20 protein-coding genes, 1 tRNA gene and 1 riboswitch are annotated in these 19,619 nt (G+C 71.4%); of the genes, 13 read left to right on the forward strand and 8 right to left on the reverse strand.

The annotated features are described in order from the left end of the window. Positions 1-84: 84 nt before the first annotated feature. The 4 genes from UWG_RS0117345 (at position 85) to UWG_RS0117355 (ending at position 2,075) form a co-directional block, all read left to right on the forward strand. Positions 85-513 (forward strand): M67 family metallopeptidase, encoded by a 429-nt coding sequence (locus UWG_RS0117345; RefSeq protein ID WP_016908485.1) that lies wholly within the window; start codon positions 85-87, stop codon positions 511-513. 90 nt (positions 514-603) lie between these two features. After that, a complete protein-coding gene (locus UWG_RS33990; protein ID WP_272943204.1) occupies positions 604-726 on the forward strand; it encodes a putative leader peptide in 123 nt (40 codons plus the stop codon). Positions 727-828: 102 nt separating this feature from the next. Further along, positions 829-1,125 carry a MoaD/ThiS family protein gene (locus tag UWG_RS0117350; protein ID WP_016908486.1) on the forward strand — a complete coding sequence of 99 codons (297 nt, stop codon included), beginning with the start codon at positions 829-831 and terminating at the stop codon, positions 1,123-1,125. Continuing rightward, on the forward strand, positions 1,125-2,075 hold the full coding sequence (locus tag UWG_RS0117355) for a PLP-dependent cysteine synthase family protein (protein WP_016908487.1): 951 nt from the start codon (positions 1,125-1,127) through the stop codon (positions 2,073-2,075). Before UWG_RS0117350 ends, UWG_RS0117355 begins: the two co-directional genes overlap by 1 nt. 96 nt (positions 2,076-2,171) lie before the next feature. Here UWG_RS0117355 and UWG_RS0117360 read toward each other — a convergent pair whose 3' ends face one another. Then, positions 2,172-2,609: a hypothetical protein gene (locus tag UWG_RS0117360; protein WP_016908488.1), complete on the reverse strand. Its 438-nt coding sequence runs from the start codon at positions 2,607-2,609 to the stop codon at positions 2,172-2,174. A 242-nt stretch (positions 2,610-2,851) separates the two neighbouring features. On the opposite strand from UWG_RS0117360, the gene UWG_RS0117365 reads away from it, so the two are divergent. Beyond that, positions 2,852-3,613 carry an MBL fold metallo-hydrolase gene (locus UWG_RS0117365; RefSeq protein ID WP_016908489.1) on the forward strand — a complete coding sequence of 254 codons (762 nt, stop codon included), beginning with the start codon at positions 2,852-2,854 and terminating at the stop codon, positions 3,611-3,613. A gap of 11 nt (positions 3,614-3,624) precedes the next feature. On the opposite strand, the gene UWG_RS0117370 is transcribed toward UWG_RS0117365, so the two are convergent. Then, positions 3,625-4,929 carry a PTS transporter subunit EIIC gene (locus UWG_RS0117370; RefSeq protein ID WP_029391531.1) on the reverse strand — a complete coding sequence of 435 codons (1,305 nt, stop codon included), beginning with the start codon at positions 4,927-4,929 and terminating at the stop codon, positions 3,625-3,627. Between UWG_RS0117370 and UWG_RS33995 the strand changes: the two genes are divergently transcribed. The 6 genes from UWG_RS33995 to UWG_RS0117400 all read left to right on the forward strand — a co-directional run bounded on the left by UWG_RS33995 (position 4,826) and on the right by UWG_RS0117400 (position 10,252). Further along, positions 4,826-5,362 carry a PTS sugar transporter subunit IIB gene (locus UWG_RS33995; RefSeq protein ID WP_272943205.1) on the forward strand — a complete coding sequence of 179 codons (537 nt, stop codon included), beginning with the start codon at positions 4,826-4,828 and terminating at the stop codon, positions 5,360-5,362. The genes UWG_RS0117370 and UWG_RS33995 overlap by 104 nt on opposite strands. Before the next feature lie 123 nt (positions 5,363-5,485). After that, positions 5,486-6,211, forward strand: coding sequence for a ribonuclease PH (rph, locus tag UWG_RS0117380; RefSeq protein WP_016908492.1), 726 nt, complete (start codon positions 5,486-5,488; stop codon positions 6,209-6,211). Between the two features lie 170 nt (positions 6,212-6,381). Then, positions 6,382-6,996, forward strand: coding sequence for an RdgB/HAM1 family non-canonical purine NTP pyrophosphatase (gene rdgB / locus UWG_RS0117385; protein WP_016908493.1), 615 nt, complete (start codon positions 6,382-6,384; stop codon positions 6,994-6,996). Between the two features lie 97 nt (positions 6,997-7,093). Continuing rightward, on the forward strand, positions 7,094-7,792 hold the full coding sequence (locus UWG_RS0117390) for a TetR/AcrR family transcriptional regulator (RefSeq protein ID WP_016908494.1): 699 nt from the start codon (positions 7,094-7,096) through the stop codon (positions 7,790-7,792). Further along, a complete protein-coding gene (locus UWG_RS0117395) occupies positions 7,785-9,446 on the forward strand; it encodes an FAD-binding dehydrogenase (protein WP_016908495.1) in 1,662 nt (553 codons plus the stop codon). Before UWG_RS0117390 ends, UWG_RS0117395 begins: the two co-directional genes overlap by 8 nt. After that, complete coding sequence (locus UWG_RS0117400) at positions 9,443-10,252, forward strand: SDR family oxidoreductase (protein ID WP_016908496.1); 810 nt, start codon at positions 9,443-9,445, stop codon at positions 10,250-10,252. The genes UWG_RS0117395 and UWG_RS0117400 overlap by 4 nt, the downstream gene beginning before the upstream one ends. A 533-nt stretch (positions 10,253-10,785) precedes the next feature. Here the strand turns inward: UWG_RS0117400 and UWG_RS0117410 are convergent. From UWG_RS0117410 to bcp, 4 genes are all read right to left on the reverse strand, one after another. Further along, a complete protein-coding gene (locus UWG_RS0117410; RefSeq protein ID WP_016908498.1) occupies positions 10,786-12,855 on the reverse strand; it encodes a phosphocholine-specific phospholipase C in 2,070 nt (689 codons plus the stop codon). A 483-nt stretch (positions 12,856-13,338) separates the two neighbouring features. Continuing rightward, a tRNA-Leu gene (locus tag UWG_RS0117415) sits at positions 13,339-13,421 on the reverse strand. An 82-nt stretch (positions 13,422-13,503) separates the two neighbouring features. Further along, entirely contained in the window at positions 13,504-15,009 is a 1,506-nt protein-coding gene (locus UWG_RS0117420; RefSeq protein WP_016908499.1) for an MFS transporter, read from the reverse strand. Positions 15,010-15,137: 128 nt separating this feature from the next. Beyond that, entirely contained in the window at positions 15,138-15,611 is a 474-nt protein-coding gene (bcp, locus tag UWG_RS0117425) for a thioredoxin-dependent thiol peroxidase (protein WP_016908500.1), read from the reverse strand. Between the two features lie 225 nt (positions 15,612-15,836). Here bcp and UWG_RS0117430 point away from each other — a divergent pair, with 225 nt between their 5' ends. Then, positions 15,837-16,157 carry a DUF3618 domain-containing protein gene (locus tag UWG_RS0117430; RefSeq protein WP_016908501.1) on the forward strand — a complete coding sequence of 107 codons (321 nt, stop codon included), beginning with the start codon at positions 15,837-15,839 and terminating at the stop codon, positions 16,155-16,157. An 80-nt stretch (positions 16,158-16,237) separates the two neighbouring features. Continuing rightward, positions 16,238-16,561 (forward strand): GroES family chaperonin, encoded by a 324-nt coding sequence (locus UWG_RS0117435; RefSeq protein ID WP_026328750.1) that lies wholly within the window; start codon positions 16,238-16,240, stop codon positions 16,559-16,561. Positions 16,562-16,635: 74 nt separating this feature from the next. Here UWG_RS0117435 and UWG_RS0117440 read toward each other — a convergent pair whose 3' ends face one another. Both UWG_RS0117440 and UWG_RS0117445 read right to left on the reverse strand, forming a co-directional pair. Next, positions 16,636-16,956 (reverse strand): DMT family transporter, encoded by a 321-nt coding sequence (locus UWG_RS0117440; protein ID WP_016908503.1) that lies wholly within the window; start codon positions 16,954-16,956, stop codon positions 16,636-16,638. A gap of 32 nt (positions 16,957-16,988) precedes the next feature. Further along, positions 16,989-17,052: riboswitch (guanidine-III (ykkC-III) riboswitch) on the reverse strand. A 62-nt stretch (positions 17,053-17,114) separates the two neighbouring features. Continuing rightward, complete coding sequence (locus UWG_RS0117445; RefSeq protein ID WP_016908504.1) at positions 17,115-19,508, reverse strand: transglycosylase domain-containing protein; 2,394 nt, start codon at positions 19,506-19,508, stop codon at positions 17,115-17,117. Between the last annotated feature and the right edge of the window lie 111 nt (positions 19,509-19,619).

Below are 19,619 nucleotides of genomic sequence, written 5' to 3' on the forward strand. Positions count from 1 at the left end.
CCGGCGGACCGCCGCCCGAGCCCCGCGGCGGCGGTCCGCGACCGCCCGCATCCCCGCGAACGGCCGGCGATTAGTCTGGGCCGCATGCTGACCCTCACCCAGGAGTTGCACGACCGCATCGTCGAGCACGCCCGCAAGGACCACCCGGACGAGGCATGCGGCGTGGTCGCCGGGCCGGCCGGCGAAGGACGCGCCGAGCGGTTCATCCCGATGCTCAACGCCGCGCGCTCGCCCACCTTTTACGAGTTCGACTCGAAGGACCTGCTGAAGCTCTACCGCGAGATGGACGACCGGGACGAGGAGCCGGTGGTGATCTACCACTCGCACACGGCCACCGAGGCGTACCCGTCCCGCACCGACATCACCTACGCCAACGAGCCGGGCGCCCACTACGTCCTCGTCTCGACCGCCGAGTGCGGCAACGACGAGGGCCCGTTCTCCTTCCGGTCCTTCCGCATCGTGGAGGGCGAGGTCACCGAGGAGGAGGTGCGGCTCGTCGAGGCGTACGCCTGACCGCGTGCACCGGCGGGCGGGTGTCCATATACGTGTCCGCGCATCGGGACGCGGCTCGGGTGCCGGCACGGGAATCGATACGATGACCCCATGGTTGTCCACCGTGTGAGCGCATTCGAGAACGCCGCGGGCAGCCTGCTCGTAGGCCGCCTGCACGTGGATCTGTGCCGCCTCGCCAGCGCCGTCTGTCCCGCGCGCAGCGCCGCCGTCTGAGCCGCGGAGGGCAGCCCGCCGGCGAGGGGCTGCCGCCGTGTGCCGAGCCGCACCGGGCGCCCGCGCCGCCCGCATCCCCACCTCATTCACAGGAGCACGATCATGGCCATCGAGGTCCGCATCCCGACCATCCTCCGCACCTACACGGACGGCCAGAAGTCCGTCGAGGGCACCGGCGCCTCCGTCGGCGAGCTCTTCCGCGACCTGGAGACCCGGCACACCGGGATCGAGGAGCGCCTCGTCGACGGCGGCGAGCTGCGCCGCTTCGTCAACGTCTACCTCAACGACGAGGACGTCCGCTTCCTCGACGGCATCTCCACCGAGCTCAAGGACGGCGACAACGTCACCATCCTGCCCGCGGTCGCCGGCGGCAGCGCGGAAGCCGAGACGTCCGCCTGATGCGCTACGACTCCCCCTTGGCCGCGGTGGGGAACACCCCGCTCGTGCACCTGCCGCGGCTCTCACCCGCGGAGTCGGTGCGGATCTGGGCGAAGCTGGAGGACCGCAACCCGACCGGCTCGGTGAAGGACCGCCCGGCGCTCCACATGGTCGAGCAGGCCGAGAAGTCCGGCCGGCTCACGCCGGGTTGCACGATCCTGGAGCCGACCTCGGGGAACACCGGCATCTCGCTGGCGATGGCGGCGAAGCTCAAGGGCTACCGGATCGTCTGCGTCATGCCGGAGAACACCAGCGAGGAGCGGCGCCGGCTCCTCGCGATGTGGGGCGCGGAGATCGTCGCCTCGCCGGCGGCCGGCGGCTCCAACACCGCGGTGCGCGTGGCCAAGGAGCTCGCGGCCGAGCACCCGGACTGGGTGATGCTCTACCAGTACGGCAACGAGGACAACGCCGGCGCCCACTACGCGGGCACGGGCCCGGAGATCTACGCCGACCTCCCCTCGATCACGCACTTCGTCGCGGGACTCGGCACCACGGGCACGCTCATGGGCGCGGGCCGCTACCTGCGCGAGCAGAAGCCGGACGTCCGGATCGTCGCCGCCGAACCCCGGTACGACGACCTCGTCTACGGGCTCCGCAACCTCGACGAGGGGTTCGTCCCCGAGCTCTACGACGAGTCCGTGCTCACCACGCGCTTCAGCGTCTCCTCCGAGGACGCCGTCACCCGGACGCGTGAACTCCTCGCGCAGGAGGGCCTCTTCGCCGGCGTCTCGACGGGCGCCGCGCTGCACGCCGCGATCGGCGTCGGCAAGCGGGCGCTCCGCGAGGGGCAGGACGCCGACATCGCCTTCGTCGTCGCCGACGGAGGGTGGAAGTACCTCTCGACGGGCGTCTACACGGCCGAGTCCACCGAGGCGGCCGTCGAGCTGCTCCAGGGACAACTCTGGGCCTGAGCAAGGACGTTGCCCAGGCCGCCCGACCGGCCCCGGCTCCGCCAGGCGCGAGCCGGGGCCGAAGTGCGCCGCGGCGCCGTCCCGTTGGGCGCCGGGTCAGCCCTGCCCGTCCCGGACGCGCCGCCACAGCGCGGCGTCGACGCGGCCCGCGCGGTACCTGAGGTCCTTGAGCTCCACGTCCTCGCCGGGCCCTCCGGCGCGCACGCGCGGAGTCCGCGCGTCCGTTTCCCGGGCGCTCACCGACTCGGGCGGCAGCGGGAGTTCGTCCGCGCCGGGCGCCGACTCGGAGGTCGTGACCCGGGCGACGCGGGCGCGCCCGCCGTGGACGCCGAGGACGAGGCAGAGGCGCATGCCGGGCGGCGTGTGCGGCTCGGGCGGCGGCTCGTCGACGGCCCACCACACCTCGCCGGGCGCCGGCGCCCCCGGCTGCTGCGGCCTGCGGCGCGCACCGAGCCTCCCCCGCCCGTCGACCACGGCCGTGACGAGCGCGAGCGCGACGACCACGCCGAGCGCCACCCACCATGCCTTCTCCACCGCGCCACCTCCCCGGCCCCGCCGGTCCGTTGTGCGCCCAGTCTCGCGCGGACGGGCCGCGATCGGTGCCGCGCCGCCCGTACCCCGCGCTGGTGATTCCGCCCACACCGCCGCACTGCGGAGGAGCGCAGGGGACCCGCGCGGCTTACGCTCGAAAGCCCCTCGTCAGCGTCGTCGTGGGCGACGGCACTGGCAGGGCGCGCCGAAAGTCCGCGCACCGTCGTCCACGGAGGTCCCGCTCGATGAAGCTCACCGTCCTCGGCTGCTCGGGCTCGTTCCCGTCGACCGAATCGGCCTGCTCCAGCTACCTGGTGGAGGCCGACGGCTTTCAGCTCCTCCTCGACCTGGGCAACGGCGCCCTCGGCGAACTCCAGCGCCATACGGGCCTCTACGACCTCGACGCCATCGCGCTCAGTCACCTCCACACCGACCACTGCGTCGACATGTGCGCGTACTTCGTCGCCCGCTACTACCGCCTCGACGGCGGCCGTTGCTCGCCGATGCCGGTCTACGGGCCGCAGGGAACCGAGCACCGGCTCACCACCGCGTACGGCGACACCCCTTCCGACTCCTCGATGAGCGAGGTCTTCGACTTCCGGACCGTCGCCTCGGGAGACGTCTTCGACGCCGGTCCTTTCCGGGTCACGGCGGCGCTCGTCGACCACCCGGTGGAGGCGTACGCGTACCGGGTCGAGCACCGCGCGACGGGGCGCACCCTCACCTACTCGGGGGACACGGGTCCTTCGGAGGCGCTGGACGAACTGGCAAGCGGGAGCCACCTGTTCCTCTGCGAGGCGTCGTTCACCGACGGCAACGAGCACATCCCCGGGCTGCACCTCAACGGCCGCGAGGCCGGCGAGGCCGCGGTCCGCGCCAGTGTCGAGCGCCTGCTGCTCACCCACATCCCGCCGTGGACCGATCCGCAGATCAACGCGCGGGACGCGAAGGCGGTCTTCCGGGGCCCGGTGGAGATCGCGCGGGCCGGCGCCGTCCACGAGGTCTGACGGTCCGGCGCTCACTTGCTGTATCTCTGCCCCTCGTCCTCGGGGGCGGTCTCCTCCGGCTCGCGTCCGGGCGTCTTGAGGTCGAACTTGGTGATGACGAAGCGGAAGACGGTGTAGTAGATCACCGCGAAGCCGAGTCCGATCGGCACGATGAGCCAGGGTTTCGTCGCGAGGCTCCAGTTGATGACGTAGTCGATCAGGCCGGCGGAGAAGCTGAACCCGTCGTGGACGCCGAGCGCCCAGGTGACCGCCATCGAGGCGCCGGTGAGCACCACGTGGATGCAGTAGAGCAGCGGCGCGACGAAGAGGAAGCTGAACTCCAGCGGCTCGGTGACGCCCGTGACGAACGAGGTGAGCGCCACCGAGAGCATCAGCCCTCCGACCTCCTTGCGGCGCTCGGGCCGCGCGGCGTGCGTGATCGCGAGGGCCGCGGCAGGCAGCGCGAACATCATGATCGGGAAGAAGCCGGAGAGGAACTGCCCGGCCGACGGGTCGCCCGCGAGGAACCTGTTGATGTCGCCGTGCACTTCGGTGCCGTCCGGTTTCTCGTAGGAACCGAACTGGAACCACATGAAGGTGTTCAGGAACTGGTGCAGCCCGACCGGGATCAGCGCCCGGTTGGCGAGGCCGAAGAGTCCGGAGCCCCAGGAGCCCATGTTCGTCAGCCACTTGCTGAAGTCGGTGAGCGCGTCTCCGACGGGCGGCCAGACCCACTGGCAGAGCACCGCGAAGCCGAGCGCCACGAACGCCATCACGATCGGCACCAGCCGCCGGCCGTTGAAGAACCCCAGCCAGTCGACGAGCTTGACGCGGTGGAGCCGCTGCCAGAACCAGGCGGTGAGGAGCCCCATGACGATGCCGCCGAAGACGCCCGGGTTCTGGAAGGTCGCCGGCTCGGTCGAGCCGTCCCCCGTGACGCAGGCCCCGTCGGAGAAGCTCATGCCGTCGGGGCACTCGGGGAACTGCTGGAGGATGTTGTAGTAGACGAGGAATCCGGCGACGGCGGCGAGCGCCGTGGAGCCGTCGGACTTCTTCGCCATCCCGATCGCGACGCCGACGCAGAAGAGGAGCGGAAGGCCGAGCGCGGAGTCGAGGAGCGCGCTGCCCGCGCCGAGGAAGACCTTGGCGACGTTGGTCCAGCCGATCCCCTCGTCCCCGAAGAGGTCGGGCTGACCGAGCCGGTTGAGGATGCCGGCGGCCGGGAGCACCGCGATGGGCAGTTGCAGGCTCCGGCCCATCTTCTGGAGCCCCTGGAAGAACTGCGAGCCCACGCTTCCCCACCGGCCCCGTGGCGACGCCGCGCTCTCTGCGCTCACCTGTCACCTCCTCGCCCCGTCCGGCCTCCCGCCGCGTTCTCGGGAGCCGCCAAGTAACCGTCATCATTCGCCACCAAGCAGTCATACGCCCGCGAAGGTGGGCCGAACGTGGGCTAACGTGAACACACCCGGAACGGCACCGGCGTTCGACCCGGCGGCCGACGGAACCGGCGATCGGCGTCGAGGCCAGGAGGAGCAGATGGCGAACAAGGCGGAGAAGATCGTGGCGGCGCTCGGCGGGCTGGAGAACATCGAGGAGGTCGAGGGGTGCATCACCCGGCTGCGGACCGAGGTGAACGACCCGGCCCTCGTCGACGAGGCGGCGCTCAAGGCCGCGGGCGCCCACGGCGTCGTGAAGATGGGCACGGCGGTACAGGTGGTGATCGGCACCGACGCGGACCCGGTCGCCAACGAGATCGAGGACATGCGGTGATCCGCCTGCGGGCAGGGGCAGTCGGGGCTGCTCGGAAGCGTCCGTTCCGTTCGGTGGCCTGATCTCCACGCACGTCCCTCGCCCCGGCGAGGAGACGCTCGAGCGGCGGATAGGGTCGGGGCCATGGATCGTATCGACGGCCGTACGGCCGAACAGCTGCGCGCTGTCACCATCGAACGCGGCTGGAGCAAGCACGCCGAGGGGTCCGTCCTGGTCTCCTTCGGCGACACCAGGGTGCTCTGCACCGCCAGCCTCACCGAGGGCGTGCCCCGCTGGCGCAAGGGCAGCGGCCAGGGCTGGGTCACGGCCGAGTACGCCATGCTGCCCCGCGCCACCAACACCAGGGGCGACCGTGAGTCCGTCCGCGGCCGCATCGGCGGACGCACCCACGAGATCTCCCGGCTCGTCGGCCGCTCGCTGCGCGCCGTGATCGACTTCAAGGCGCTCGGCGAGAACACGGTCGTCCTCGACTGCGACGTGCTCCAGGCCGACGGCGGCACCCGCACCGCCGCCATCACGGGCGCCTACGTCGCGATGGCGGACGCCGTCGCCTGGGCCCAGGAGAAGAAGCTCGTCAAGGCGAAGGCGCAGCCGCTCACCGGTTCGGTCTCCGCCGTCAGCGTCGGCATCGTCGACGGCACCCCGCTCCTCGACCTCAAGTACGAGGAGGACGTCCGCGCCGAGACAGACATGAACGTCGTCTGCACCGGGGACGGGCGCTTCGTCGAGGTGCAGGGGACGGCCGAGGGGCAGCCGTTCTCGCGCGACGAGCTCGACGGCCTGCTCGACCTCGCCGCGGCCGGCTGCGCCCAACTCGACGGCGTCCAGCGGCAGGCACTCGGTAGCTGAACCGGCGCGGGCTGCGCCGGCCGGGCGCAACCTCTTCGCCGAACCGGAAACTTCGCGGACTTCTCAAACGTCATACCTGGTACGGGCCGCGCGGGTCGAACCGTGCGGTCCGTCCAGCTTTCCCGCCGGGGCCCCGGCGGGCGTGGCGGCCCCGGCGGGATAATCGCCGCATGAGCCACACCCTGATCCTCGCCACCTGCAACGCACACAAGGTCGTCGAGCTGCGCGCCATCCTCCAGGACGCGGGGCTCGACGTCGAACTCGTCGGGGCCGACGCCTACCCCGAGGTCCCCGACGTCAAGGAGACGGGCGTCACCTTCGCCGAGAACGCGCTGCTCAAGGCGCATGCGCTCGCCGGGGCCACCGGTCTGCCCGCCGTCGCCGACGACTCGGGGCTCTGCGTCGACGTGCTCGGCGGAGCCCCCGGCATCTTCTCCGCACGCTGGTCGGGCCGGCACGGCGGCGACGCCGTCGACCGCGCCAACCTGGAGCTCCTCCTCGCCCAACTCTCCGACATCGACGAGCCGCACCGCGGCGCCCACTTCGCCTGCGCGGCGGCACTGGCGCTCCCCGACGGCACGGAGCGCGTCGTCGAGGGCCGCCTCACCGGCACCCTGCGGTACGCGCCGGCGGGCGAGGGCGGGTTCGGCTACGACCCGATCCTCCAGCCCGAGGGCGAGACCCGCACCTGCGCCGAGCTGAGCGCCGAGGAGAAGAACGCCCTCAGCCACCGCGGCAAGGCGTTCCGCGCGCTCGTCCCCGTCGTACGGGAGCTCCTCGGCTGAGCCTGCCGCGCTCCGAACGACCGGCGCCTCCCGCCCCGTTCACACCCCTTGCCGATACGAAAACGCATCCGATACGTTCCCGTATCGGGAGGGGCCGATGGACGGGACGACGCGGCTCGGCGGCGGAGCACGGCGCACCACCGCGCGCCGCGCGCAGACCCGGCGCAGGCTGCTCGATGCCGCGCTCCGGGCCTTCGCCGAAGAGGGCTTCGGCCGCACGACGGTCGAGAGCGTCTGCGCACGCGCCGGGTTCACCAGGGGCGCCTTCTACTCCAACTTCTCCTCCCTCGACGAACTCTTCCTCGCCATGTGGGAGGAGCGCTCCGCGCGGATGCTCCACGACCTCCGCGAGGCTCTCGCCCGGGCGCCGGCCGCGGCGCCCGAAGAGGCCCTGCGCGCCGCGCTCGCCGCCGTCGGCGTGGACGACGAGTGGCACAGGGTCACCGCCGAGTTCACCGCGCACGCGCTGCGCACGCCCGGCCTGCGGCGCGTCGTCGCCGCTCGTGAGCAGGCGATCCGGGAGACCCTCGTCCCGGTCCTCACCGCCGCGCTGCGCCGGGCGGGCCGCGCCGTCCCCGACGAGGCGGCGCTCGGCAGCGCGCTCGTCGCCGTCCACGACGGCACCTCCGTACAGGTCCTGCTGGAGCCGGGGAGCGAGGACGCCCTCCGGCACCGCGAGGAGCTCTTCCGCCACGTCCTGTACGCCTACAGCCGACCGACTCCCCGCGACCCAGGGGGACTTGAGCCTCCTGCTCCGGAGGAGACCCCGCATCCCGAGGAGCCGCACCGTGCCTGAGGACGCCGACGTCATCGTGGTGGGGGCCGGCCTCGCCGGCCTCGTCGCCACGTACGAACTCGCCCGCGCCGGGCGCCGGGTGCTCGTCGTCGACCAGGAGAGCCCGGCGAACCTCGGCGGACAGGCGCACTGGTCGCTCGGCGGACTCTTCCTCGTCGACAGCCCCGAGCAGCGGCGCATGGGCATCCGTGACTCCGAGCAACTCGCCCTCGCCGACTGGCTCGGCTCCGCCGCCTTCGACCGCCCGCGCGAGGACCGCTGGCCGCGCCGCTGGGCCGAGGCCTACGTGCACTTCGCGGCGGGCGAGAAGCGCAGCTACCTCCGCGGGCTCGGGCTGCGCCTCACGCCCAACGTCGGCTGGGCCGAGCGCGGCGACGGCACGGCCGCGGGGCACGGGAACTCCGTGCCGCGGTTCCACCTCGCGTGGGGGACCGGGCCCGAAGTGGTGCGCGTCTTCCGGGAACCGGTGCAGGCGGCGGCCGCGCGCGGTCTCGTCCGGTTCGCGCACCGGCACCGCGTGGAGGAGCTGCTCGTCGAGGACGGCGCCGCCGTCGGGGTGCGCGGCAGCGTGCTCGCCGCCGACCCGGCGGCGCGGGGCGTCGCCTCGTCCGACGAGGCGGAGGGCGAGTTCGAAATGCGGGCTCAGGCCGTCGTCGTCACCTCGGGCGGCATCGGCGGCAACTCCGCACTGGTGCGGAAGAACTGGCCGGTCGAGCGGCTCGGCGAGGCACCGCGCTCGATGATCACCGGCGTCCCCGCCTACGTCGACGGGCGGATGCTGGAGACGGCCGAGCGCGCCGGGGCGTCCCTCGTCAACCGCGACCGGATGTGGCACTACACCGAGGGGATAAAGAACTGGGCGCCCGTCTGGCCCGACCACGCGATACGGATCATCCCGGGGCCCTCCTCGCTCTGGCTCGACGCCACGGGGAAGCGGCTCCCCGCGCCGTACTTCCCCGGGCACGACACCCTCGGCACGCTGCGGCACATCCTCGGTACGGGGCACGAGCACACCTGGTTCGTCCTGACGCGCTCGATCGTGGAGAAGGAGTTCGCGCTCTCCGGGTCGGAGCAGAACCCCGATCTCACGGGCAAGGACCTCAAGTTGACGCTCTCCCGCGTGAAGAAGGGCGCACCCGGACCCGTCCAGGCTTTCCTCGACCACGGCGAGGACTTCGTACAGGCCCGCGGCCTCCGCGCGCTCGTCGACGGGATGAACCGCGTCGCCCCGGAACCCGGCCTCGACGCCGCGCAGGTCGAGCGCGAGGTACTCGCCCGGGACCGGGAGGTGGACAACGCGTACTCCAAGGACCTCCAGTTGATGTCGATCCACAACGCCCGCTCCTACCGTGCCGATCGGCTCACCCGCGTCGCCAGGCCGCACCGCCTCCTCGACCCGGCGCACGGGCCGCTCATCGCCGTCCGCCTCCATCTGCTCACCCGCAAGACCCTCGGCGGCCTGGAGACGACCCTCGACTCCCAAGTCGTGCGCCCGGACGGCGAGTTCTTCGACGGCCTCTACGCGGCGGGCGAGGCCGCCGGCTTCGGCGGCGGCGGCGTCCACGGCTACAACGCACTGGAGGGCACCTTCCTCGGCGGCTGCATCTTCTCCGGCCGCGCGGCCGGCCGCGCCCTCGCCAGGAGCCTCGCGTGACGCCGGCGGGCGAGCGCCGTACCGCCCTCGTCACCGGCGCCTCCTCGGGGATCGGCGCCGCGGTCGCCGCCGCGCTCGTCGCGCGCGGGGTGCGCGTTTTCGGGACGAGCCGTGCCCCCGAGAAGGTCGACGAGCCGCTCGAGGGCGTCACCTACCTGCCGCTCGACCTCGGCGAGGATTCCTCGATCGAGGGGTGCGCCGCGGCGGCGGGGGACGTCGACATCCTCGTCAACAACGCGGGCGAGAGCCAGAGCGGTCCGCTGGAGGAGCTGCCGCCCGAGGCGGTGCGGCGCCTCTTCCAGCTCAACGTATTCGGCGCGGTGCGCCTCACCCAGCTCCTGCTCCCCGGCATGCGCCAACGGCGGTACGGGCGGGTGGTGATGGTCGGCTCGATGCTCGCGAGCTTCCCCCTCGCCTACCGCTCCTCGTACGTCGCGTCCAAGGCGGCGCTGCGGGGGTTCGCCAGCGCGGCGAGGCGCGAGGCAGCCCCGTGGGGCGTGGGGGTCACCACCGTCGAGCCGGGCTCGATCAACACGGGGATCAGCGAGCGCCGCACGCAGTACCTCCGCGAGGGGTCGCCGTTCGCGGACGAGTACCACGCCATGCTGCGCGCGCTCAACGCCAACGAGGCCGACGGGATCTCGCCCGAGAAGGTCGCGCGCACCGTCCTCCGCGCGATCGAGGCCCGCAGCACCAAGCCGCTGTACGCGGTGGGAAGTTCGGCCCAGCTCGTCTTCCCGCTGCGGCGGCTCCTGCCGCGCGCGGCCGTGGAGCGCATCGTGCAGCGGCGGCACGGGCTGGGGTGAACCCGGCGCCGGGGACCGGGGATTGACGCGGTGGGGCCCGCCCCGGCGCGCTGAAGCCCACGTCTCAACGATCATGCACCACACGCCCGAGTGTGCGACACCCGCACCGACTGCTCGCCCCGACCCGTCGACGGCGAAGAAGAGCGGAAGGACATCAGTGGAATCGGAGTTTCTCATCGTCCTTGCGGTGGCGTTCGCCTTCGGCCTCCTGTGTGCGCTCGCTCCCCGCTCCGTCCTCAAGGCAGGACATGCGATCTCGGTCAAGGCGGGCGCCGGCAAGCGACGCCTCAGTCGTGGGAAGACGAAGATCCTGCGATTCCTCGGCGCCGTCATTGCGCTCGGAGTTCCCGCTGTCACGTATCCGAGCCGAGGTGCCCGGTAAGCCGGCACTGTGTCTCACCGGCGCGGGTGCGAGTACCAGGAACCCGGCACTGCCCACAGCCGACACCGACCTGACCACCGTGGGCGGGGCCGAGCACTGCCCGGCCCCGCCCACCGTGGTCGCCATGAGACCGCCTCCGCCGGGGAGTTGGTCAGGCGGTGGCGATGGCCGGGTCGCTCACGCCCGGCTCGCCGGTCTCCACGTGCCCGGCCAAGCGGCGCAGGTAGGTGTCGTCGTGGTCGCTGAGGAGCCGCAGGTCGTACCAGCGCTTGGTCGCCCGGAGGTCGACGGTGTGGGTGAGCGTCTCGCCCGCGCGCACGCTGAGGGTCTCGCTCCGGCCGCCGTAGCCGTTGGTCAGGCGCAGGGTCGCCCTGGCCGCACCGGAGTTGGTGACCGTCAGCTCGACGCCGCCGGTGCCGGCCCGGTGCCGCGCGGTGACCTCGGGGCCCGCCTCCGTCGCGCTGCCCCGGAAGGTGCGCAGGAACCCGTTGGGCCCGTGGACCGTGAGGTCGTAGGCGTCCTCGGACGCGTCCGTCGACCACGTGGCCGAGAGCGTCTTTCCGGCCTCGGTCGAGTACACCCAGGGGCCGTCGGTGCGGTTGCCGGAGGTCACGTGGAAGTGCGCGCCGGCCTTCTCGCCGCCGCCGAAGGTCAGCGTCAACCTCCCCCGAGCCGCGTCGAGTTCGCCGTCGACCGCCGGTGCGTACGGCAGCGGCCGGGTGCGGCGGCGGCCCTTTTCCTGCCGGAGCGCCTGCGGGGTGTCGGGGCGTGCGGGGTTGTAGGAGTCGTGCCGCTCGTTGTCGGTCGGCTCGTACTCGTCGACGTCCGGCAGTTCGGGGCGGCCTGTCTCCTTGAGCGAGAAGTCGAAGGCCGAGGTCAGGTCGCCGCAGACGGCCCGGCGCCACGGCGAGATCTTCGGCTCGTGGACGCCGAAGCGCTGCTCCATGAAGCGGATGAGGGAGGTGTGGTCGAAGGTCTCCGAGCACACGTAGCCGCCGGTCGACCACGGCGAGACGACGAGCATCGGCACGCGCGGGCCCAGACCGTAGGGCCCGGCCTGGTTCTCGGCGTCGCCCTCGTAGTGCTCGGCCGCGGTGTCCGTCGTCGCGTCGCCCTGGGCCTCGGTGGCGGGCGCGTAGGGCGGGACCACGTGGTCGAAGTAGCCGTCGTTCTCGTCGTAGGTGATGAACAGGGCCGTCCTGCTCCACACCTCGGGGTTGGAGGTGAGCACGTCCAGGACCTGCGCGATGTACCAGGCGCCGTAGTTCGTGGGCCAGTTGGGGTGCTCGTCGAACGCCTCGGGCGCGGTGATGTAGGAGATCTGCGGCAGCTTGCCCGCGCTGACGTCGGCGCGCAGGTCGTCCAGCAGCTCACCGCTCTTCTTGATCTCGGTGCCGCGCCGCGCCTTCTCGTACAGCGGCTCACCCGGCTTCGCCTTGCGGTAGTTCTCGTTGTAGAGCAGCGTGTTGCACCCGTAGGCGCCGATGTAGGCGTCCTCGGTCCAGCCCCATTCGCCGGCGCCGTTCAGGCCGTTGCCGATGTCCTGGTAGCACTTCCAGGAGATCCCGGCCTCCTCCAGCCGCTCGGGGTACGTGGTGCCGCCGTTGCCCGGATCGTCGCCGGAGACGACCTGCCCCCCGATCCCGTCCTCGTCGCCGCCCTGGTAGCCCGCCCACATGTAGTAGCGGTTGGGTTCGGTGTTGCCGATGTACGAGCAGTGGTAGGCGTCGCACACGGTGAACTTGTCGGCGAGGGCGTAGAAGAACGGGATGTCGTCCCGGTTCATGTAGGCCATCGTCTCTTCGGACTTGGCGGCGATCCACCCGTCGTACGCGCCGTCGTTGAGCGCCTTGTGGCTGCCGTTCCAGCTGTGGTCGAGGCCCGCGAGGAACTTCATGCCGAGGTCCTCGTCCTCGGCCCGGTAGGGCAGCACCTCGGTCCCGGAGCCGGGCTTCGTGGGCTGATGGAAAACCGGCTTGCCGCTCGGCAGCGCGACGGGCCGGGGGTCGCCGAAGCCGCGTACCCCCTTCATGGCGCCGAAGTACTGGTCGAACGAGCGGTTTTCCTGCATCAGGACCACGATGTGCTCGACGTCCTCGAGGGAGCCGGTGCGGCGCGCCGCCGGGATCGCGGCGGCCCGGTCGATGCTGCCGGAAAGCGCCGCAAAGCCCGCAGTTGCTCCCGTTATCTGCAGAAAGCGACGCCGGTCGAGTTGGGGCATGACGAAGAACCTCGCAAAGGTGTGCGTGACAGCAGGGACCAGTGAAGCCTGCCAAGGTCACAGCCATTGCGGAAGACTCATGTCGACTGGATGGTGCTTCACGCCACTTGCCGGGAAAGCACCGGACCCGCCGCTCTTGCCCCGTGCGGAAGTTGACTTGCGTTTCCATGTGCGGATGAGTGAACGGCGGCGCATCAGGCGCGTTGGCGTGGCACGTCTTCCGCCCTGCCGGCCCGCCCCTGGGCGCCTTTCTCCCCGTCAACTCCCACCGGCTTGTCAACCGTTGGACTCATAGGGCGCCGAGCTGCGGAGCTGCCGCTCCGAGCAGAGACGGTGTCGACCGGCTGAGTGCCGTCATGGCTGCTTCGCTCAGGGCTTGATACGCGCCGCAGGGACAGCTCGATCGCCTCGGTGTGCGGCGAAGCCCTCTGACCTGCGAGGGCGCGGGAGGAATCCGTGCAGGTCAGAGGGCTTACCTTCCAGTGCGGCCGGTGGGATTCGAACCCACATGGGATTGCTCCCAAGGGCACCTAAAACCCTCGCTTATACCATTCAGCAACGGCCGCCGGAACGACGGTTATCGTACCCGGTCGCCCCCGCGCGCAGGAGCCCGGACCGCGCGCCGCCGGTGGGCGCGCGGTCCGGGGTTCAGCGCTGGTTGGAGGACTGCTCCCGGACCAGCTCCTTCGCCTCCTCCTCCGTGGAGACCGACGGAGGCGAGCCGTCGAGCGGCTGCTGCGCCGTCTCGCGCATGCAGAGCACCGCGATGATCCCGAGGAGCGCGGCGCCCGAGGCGTAGAAGGCGGGGGCGAGGTTGTTGCCCGTGGAGTCGACTAGGTAGGTCATGACGCCGGGGGCCGTGCCGCCGAAGATCGACGTCGCCACGTTGTAGCCGATCGAGAGGGAGCCGTACCGCACCTTCGTGGGGAAGAGCGCGGGGAGCGTCGCCGACATCGTGCCGAGGAGGCAGACGAGGCAGGCCCCGAGGACGAGCAGCCCGCCGACGGCGGCGAGGAAGCTGCCCAGTCGGAAGAGCTGGAAGGCCGGCACCGTCAGCACGAGGAATCCGAGCATCCCCGCGAGCAGTATCGGCTTCCTGCCCACTCGGTCGCTGAGCCTCCCGATCTGCTGGAGGACCGTCATCATCGCCACCATCGCGATGATCGCCGCGACCAGCTCCATCGCACCCGAGTACCCCATCTCGCTCGTCAGGTACGCCGGCATGTACGAGAGGAGCATGTAGTCGGTGATGTTGTACGCGGCGACGAGGCCGATGCAGAGCAGCAGCCGCTGCCACTGGCCCGCGAAGATCGCCGAGAACTCCCGCTTCGGGGTGTTCTCGGCGGCCTTGGGTGCGCTGCGTGCCTCGGCTGCCGCGTTGGCCGAGTGGGAGAGCTCCTCGACCTGCTTGCGGAACGCGGGCGTCTCCTCCAGCTTCAGCCGCAGGTAGAGCCCGACGACGCCGATCGGTCCGCCGACGAGGAACGGGATGCGCCAGCCCCAGTCGAGCATCGTCTGCTCGCCGAGCGTCGTGTTGAGGAGCAGGACGAGCGCCGCCGCGCCGGTGTAGCCGGTGAGCGTGCCCAACTCGAGGAAGCTGCCGAAGAAACCGCGCCGCTTGTCCGGTGCGTACTCCGCGATGAAGGTCGCGGCGCCGCCGTACTCACCGCCCGTCGAGAACCCCTGCACCATGCGGCAGACGAGCAGCAGGAGGGGGGAGGCGACCCCGATCGCGGCGTAGGAGGGGATGAGCCCGATGGCGAAGGTGCCGGCCGCCATGAGGATCATGGTCAGCGCGAGCACCTGCTTGCGGCCGATGCGGTCGCCGAGCGGGCCGAAGAACAGCCCGCCGAGCGGCCGCACCAGGAACGAGGCGGCGAACGCGGTGAACGAGGCGAGGAGTTGGGTCGCCCCCGCGCCGGGGAAGAAGACCTTGCCGATGATGACGGCGAGGTAGGAGTAGATCCCGAAGTCGAACCACTCCATCGCGTTGCCGACGGCTGCGGCCTTCGTCGCCCTGCGCACCGTGGGCTCGTCGGTCACCGTGATGTCGCTGCGGCGCACACGCGGGTTGAGCCGGCGCGCGATGGCGCGGTACAGGGGTCGATGGCGTTTGAGCGCCGCCTCGTCGGGCGGCGCGGCCTCGGGGTCCATAGCAGATCTGTACCGCGCCTGCGCCCGCGCCGCTCGCCTGGTCGGCGTACGGGTTACGTTCTTCGTGCTGTCGACTGCGGGGTCGCCGCCCGACGAACTGCGGGCGTTGACGTGCCGCGGAGTCAATATCAGCCCTCCAGACCGAGATCCCGGATCAGCTTGGCGACGTGCCCTGTCGCCTTGACGTTGTAGAGCGCGCGCTCGACCTTCCCCTCCTCGTCGACGACGACGGTGGAGCGGATGACGCCCGTGACGGTCTTCCCGTACAGCTTCTTCTCGCCGAACGCGCCGTACTCCTCCATGACCTCCTTCGACGGATCGCCGACGAGCGTGACGCGGAGGTCCTCCTTCTCCCGGAACTTCGCCAGCTTCTCGGGCTTGTCGGGCGAGACGCCGATGACGTCGTAGCCGGCGCCGGCGAGCAGGTCGAGGTTGTCGGTGAAGTCGCACGCCTGCTTCGTGCACCCCGGCGTCATGGCGGCGGGGTAGAAGTAGACGACGACCTTGCGTCCGCGGTGGTCAGCGAGCGAGACCTGCTTGCCGTCCGCGTCGGCGAGGGAGAAGGCAGGCGCGGTGTCGCCCGGCTGAAGTCGCTCGCTCACGTGTCCTCCTCGGTCGTACGGCGGGCGCGGGTTTCGCCCGTCTTCCGTGCCCGAGGGTAGCGCCGACACCACAGTGGGGGTGCCGTGGGGCGAAGGATGCGGCAAGCTGACAGACTGTCCGGTAACAGACGGTGTCGCGGGGGCACTGCCGTGTCGCGCGAGCCCCCGAGGCGCCGAGCAGACCGGGCGTGCAAGCCCGTACCCCACAGCGACGGAGGCAACGCGGTGCCGGAACCCAGAACCCCCGCGGACATCGAGGCGGACATCGTCCGCAGGCGGCATCAGCTCGCCGAGGCGCTGGACGAACTCGCGGTACGGGTGCATCCGCAGACTCTCGTCGGCGACGCCAAGGCGCGTGCCTCGGCGGCCGCCGACCGTACGGCCGGCCGTGCCTACGTCGCCGTCAACCGCGCCGTCTCGCAGGCGCGGGGACAGTTCGTCGACGAGCAGGGCTCGCCCCGGCTGGAGCGCGTGGTCCCTGCTGCCCTCGCCGCCACGGCCGTCGTCGGGCTGTGCGTCCTCTCGGCTCGGCGCAAGCGCCGCTGAGGCCCTGCGTTACGGTTTCTGGCGTGACCTCCGAGACCACTGCACCCGACACCGCTGCCCGCACCGAAGGCTCCGCCGAGATGGACAAGTTGCCCATCCGGATGCTCCACGACCGCGTTCTCGTCCGCTCCGACCGGGGCGAGGGGGAGCGGCGCTCCTCGGGGGGCATCGTCATCCCGGCGACGGCCGCCGTCGGCCGACGGCTCGAATGGGCCGAAGTCGTCGCTGTCGGCCAGAACGTGCGCACCGTCGAGCCGGGGGACCGCGTGCTCTACGACCCCGAGGACCGCGCGGAGGTCGAGGTCCGCGCCGTCGCCTACTACCTCATGCGCGAGCGCGACCTGCACGCGGTGGCGGCCCAGCGCCTCGAGGGCGCGGGCGACTCCACCGGCCTCTACCTCTGAGCCCACCGGGCGAGGAGCCAGCGCCTCTCGCCCGGCGAACCCGTCGACGTCCGGCAGACCCGGCGGAGTTGCGCTCAGTGCCCCGACGTCATCTTGAGGCCGATGACGGAGGCGAGGAGCAGCGCGATGAAGAACAGCCGCGCCACGGTGGCCGGTTCGCCGAGGAGGACGATGCCGAGGATCGCGGCGCCTGCCGCGCCGATGCCGACCCAGACGCCGTAGGCGGTTCCGATCGGCAGCGTCCTGGCGGCCTGGGAGAGGAGGAACATGCTCGCGGCGAAGCCGAGCACCGTCCAGACGCTCGGCCAGAACCGGGTGAACCCCTCCGTGAACTTCAGCCCGATCGACCAGCCGACCTCCAGGACGCCGGCGAAGACCAGCAGAACCCATGCCATGGGGGCACCTCCGTAGTCATCGTGCTTGCGGGGGTGCGTCGTCTTTGCCGGCCCGGTACGGCGCGTCTCGTCGGGGCCGGCGGCTGCCGGCGCCCCTGAAGGTAGCAAGCCGTGCGGCGGCCGCGGCGGCCCAGGTCGCCGGGCCACCGCGGCCGTGGTCAGTACCTCCGGAGGCCCCCGGGGGCCAGGCTCGGGGAGCCGGATGCCGAGGCGGACGCGGGCGAGGCGGTGGGGCGGTAGGTGGCGAGCGCCGAATAGGGGCCCTCGACGCCGCCGTTGTCCCAGCCGCCGTCGATGCCGCCGCCCGGGTCCTCGCCGCCGCCGTCCCCGCCGTCCTCGCCGCCGTTGTCGCCGCCGTCGATGCCGCCGCTCTCCGGGATGCTCGGCGGGGGCGGCTCCTCGCTCGGCGGGTCGTCGGTGGGCGGGCCCGGGTCGGACGGGGGCGGGGGCGGCTCCGACGTGGGCGGCTGCTCCGTGGGCTGCTCGCTCGGGGGCTCGCTGCCCGGGGCCGACGAGGAGGGCGGTGCGGTGGAGGGGATGCCGGGGTCGGCGCCGTCGGTCTTCAGGTCGAAGCGGCGGACCTTCTCGCCCTTCAGCGCGGACTTGGTGTAGTCGCCCCAGATGCGCGCGGGGAAGCCGCCGCCGTTGACGCGCTTCTCGCCCGCCGCGCCGTAGAGCGGCTTCTGCGTGCCGTCCTTGGAGTCGATGCCCAACACGTTGACGACGGTGGCGAGTTCGGGCGTGTAGCCGGCGAACCAGGCAGCCTTGTCCTCCTCGGCCGTGCCGGTCTTGCCGGCGGCCGGCCGGCCCGCCGACTGCGCCGCCGTGCCGGTGCCGCCCTTGACGACGTTCTGGAGGATCGCCGTCGTGGAGTCGGCCGCGGTACGGGAGACCTTCTGCTTCGGATCGTGGTCGGGGAGGTCGAAGACCTCCTCGCCGCGGGTCATCTTCTCGACCATGCGGTACGCGCCGTGCTCGCCGTGGTTGGCGAGGGTGGCGTACGCCTCGGCCATGTCGAGCGGGGAGGCGGTGGCGACGCCGAGCGCGATCGAGCCGTCCTCGGGCATGTTCGGCGTCTTCTCCGGGAGGCCGAGGTCGATCGCGGTCTGCTTCACCTTCTTCGGGCCGACGTCGACGCCCATCTGCGCGAACACGGAGTTGACCGACTTGTCCATGGCGGTGGTGACCGGGATGCGCCCGTAGGACTTCTCGTCCTCGTTCTCCGGCGCGTAGTCGGTGCCGTGGCCGTCGTTGACGACCTCGCGCTTGTTGGTGCCGTCGTAGACGGTCTGCGCGTCGATCGCCTGACCGTCCTGGGTGCGCGCGTCGTTCTCCAGTGCCGAGGTGAAGATGAACGGCTTGAAGGTGGAGCCGACCTGGTAGGCCCTGAGCGTCGCGGTGTTGGTGTACTGCTCCGTATAGTCGGTGCCGCCGTACATCGCGAGAACCTTGCCCGTCTTCGGGTCGATGGAGGCGGCGCCCGCGCGTACGTAGTCGTCGACCTTCCGTGCCTCCGGGTCGAGCTTGGAGAGCAGCTCGTCCTCGACCGTCTCGCGCATCGCCTCCTGCTTGGGGCGGTCGAGCGTGGTGGTGATGCGGAAGCCGCCGCCTGCGAGCTTGTTCTCGTCGACGATGTCGTTCTCTATCAAGTGGTTCTTGACGGCCTCGACGAGGTAACCCTTCTGCCCGGAGAGGCTGTTCGGCGGCTTCGTCTGCTTCGGCTCGGGGAACTCCATGCCGGCGCGCGCCTTCTTGGTGAGCCATCCCTCCTCGACCATGCCGTCGAGGACGTACTGCCAACGGGCGACGGCGCGCTTGCGGTTCTCCGGGTGCTGCCTGATGTCGTACGCGTTCGGGGAGTTGACGAGCGCGGCGAGGTAGGCGCCCTCGGCGGTGGTGAGGTCCTCCGCGTCCTTCTCGAAGTACGCCTGGGCCGCCGACTGGACGCCGTAGGCGTTGCGGCCGAAGTAGCTGGTGTTCAGGTAGCCCTTGAGGATCTCGCTCTTGCTCACCTCGCGGTCGAGCTTGAGCGAGATGAAGAACTCCTTCGCCTTCCGGGTGAGCGTCTGGTCCTGGTCGAGGTAGTAGTTCTTCACGTACTGCTGCGTGATCGTCGAGCCGGACTGCTTGCCGCCGCCGGTGACGGTGTTCCAGGCGGCGCGCACCATCGCCTTCAGGTCGACGGCCGACTCGCTGTAGAAGCCGCGGTCCTCGGCGGCGAGCACCGCGTGCTGGGTGGACTTCGGCACCTTGGAGAGGCCGATGTTCTCCCGGTTGACGTCGCCTTCGCGGGCGATGGTGGTGCCGTCCGAGTAGAGGTAGACGTTGGTCTGCGCGGCCGCTGCCTTGTTCGGTGCGGGGATGTCCACGAGGAGGTACCCCGCGACGAGGCCCCCCGTGATCAACAGCAGCACCAGCAGCCCCGCGCCGAGGACCATCCGCCACGTGGGCACCAGTCGCCTCCAGCCGGTGCGGCGCGGTGCGCCCTCGGCCGGCTGCTCCTCGTCGCCGGCCTCGTGGCCCTCGGACCCGCCGTTCGGCTCGTCACTCATTACCCGTACTCCTCGTCAAGGCCCCGCCGGCGCGGATCACCCGTACACACTGTCGCACCCTCCGCCTTCTGCGGCCGAGTGCGCGCCCCCGCTGAAGAGGTCGGCCTCCTT

Origin of the sequence: Streptomyces xiaopingdaonensis (assembly GCF_000262345.1) — a bacterium.
In the GTDB taxonomy this organism is placed as follows: domain Bacteria; phylum Actinomycetota; class Actinomycetes; order Streptomycetales; family Streptomycetaceae; genus Streptomyces; species Streptomyces xiaopingdaonensis.

Bases quoted from the DNA above. Each gene is read 5' to 3' on its own strand.
- UWG_RS0117435 (WP_026328750.1), top strand. From the start codon at position 16,238: ATGGACAAGTTGCCCATCCGGATGCTCCACGACCGCGTTCTCGTCCGC.
- UWG_RS0117410 (WP_016908498.1), bottom strand. From the start codon at position 12,855: ATGCCCCAACTCGACCGGCGTCGCTTTCTGCAGATAACGGGAGCAACT.
- rph (WP_016908492.1), top strand. From the start codon at position 5,486: ATGGATCGTATCGACGGCCGTACGGCCGAACAGCTGCGCGCTGTCACC.
- UWG_RS0117355 (WP_016908487.1), top strand. From the start codon at position 1,125: ATGCGCTACGACTCCCCCTTGGCCGCGGTGGGGAACACCCCGCTCGTG.
- UWG_RS0117345 (WP_016908485.1), top strand. From the start codon at position 85: ATGCTGACCCTCACCCAGGAGTTGCACGACCGCATCGTCGAGCACGCC.
- UWG_RS0117445 (WP_016908504.1), bottom strand. From the start codon at position 19,508: ATGAGTGACGAGCCGAACGGCGGGTCCGAGGGCCACGAGGCCGGCGAC.
- rdgB (WP_016908493.1), top strand. From the start codon at position 6,382: ATGAGCCACACCCTGATCCTCGCCACCTGCAACGCACACAAGGTCGTC.
- UWG_RS0117350 (WP_016908486.1), top strand. From the start codon at position 829: ATGGCCATCGAGGTCCGCATCCCGACCATCCTCCGCACCTACACGGAC.
- UWG_RS0117420 (WP_016908499.1), bottom strand. From the start codon at position 15,009: ATGGACCCCGAGGCCGCGCCGCCCGACGAGGCGGCGCTCAAACGCCAT.
- UWG_RS33990 (WP_272943204.1), top strand. From the start codon at position 604: ATGGTTGTCCACCGTGTGAGCGCATTCGAGAACGCCGCGGGCAGCCTG.
- UWG_RS0117390 (WP_016908494.1), top strand. From the start codon at position 7,094: ATGGACGGGACGACGCGGCTCGGCGGCGGAGCACGGCGCACCACCGCG.
- UWG_RS0117365 (WP_016908489.1), top strand. From the start codon at position 2,852: ATGAAGCTCACCGTCCTCGGCTGCTCGGGCTCGTTCCCGTCGACCGAA.
- UWG_RS33995 (WP_272943205.1), top strand. From the start codon at position 4,826: ATGGGCAGTTGCAGGCTCCGGCCCATCTTCTGGAGCCCCTGGAAGAAC.
- UWG_RS0117440 (WP_016908503.1), bottom strand. From the start codon at position 16,956: ATGGCATGGGTTCTGCTGGTCTTCGCCGGCGTCCTGGAGGTCGGCTGG.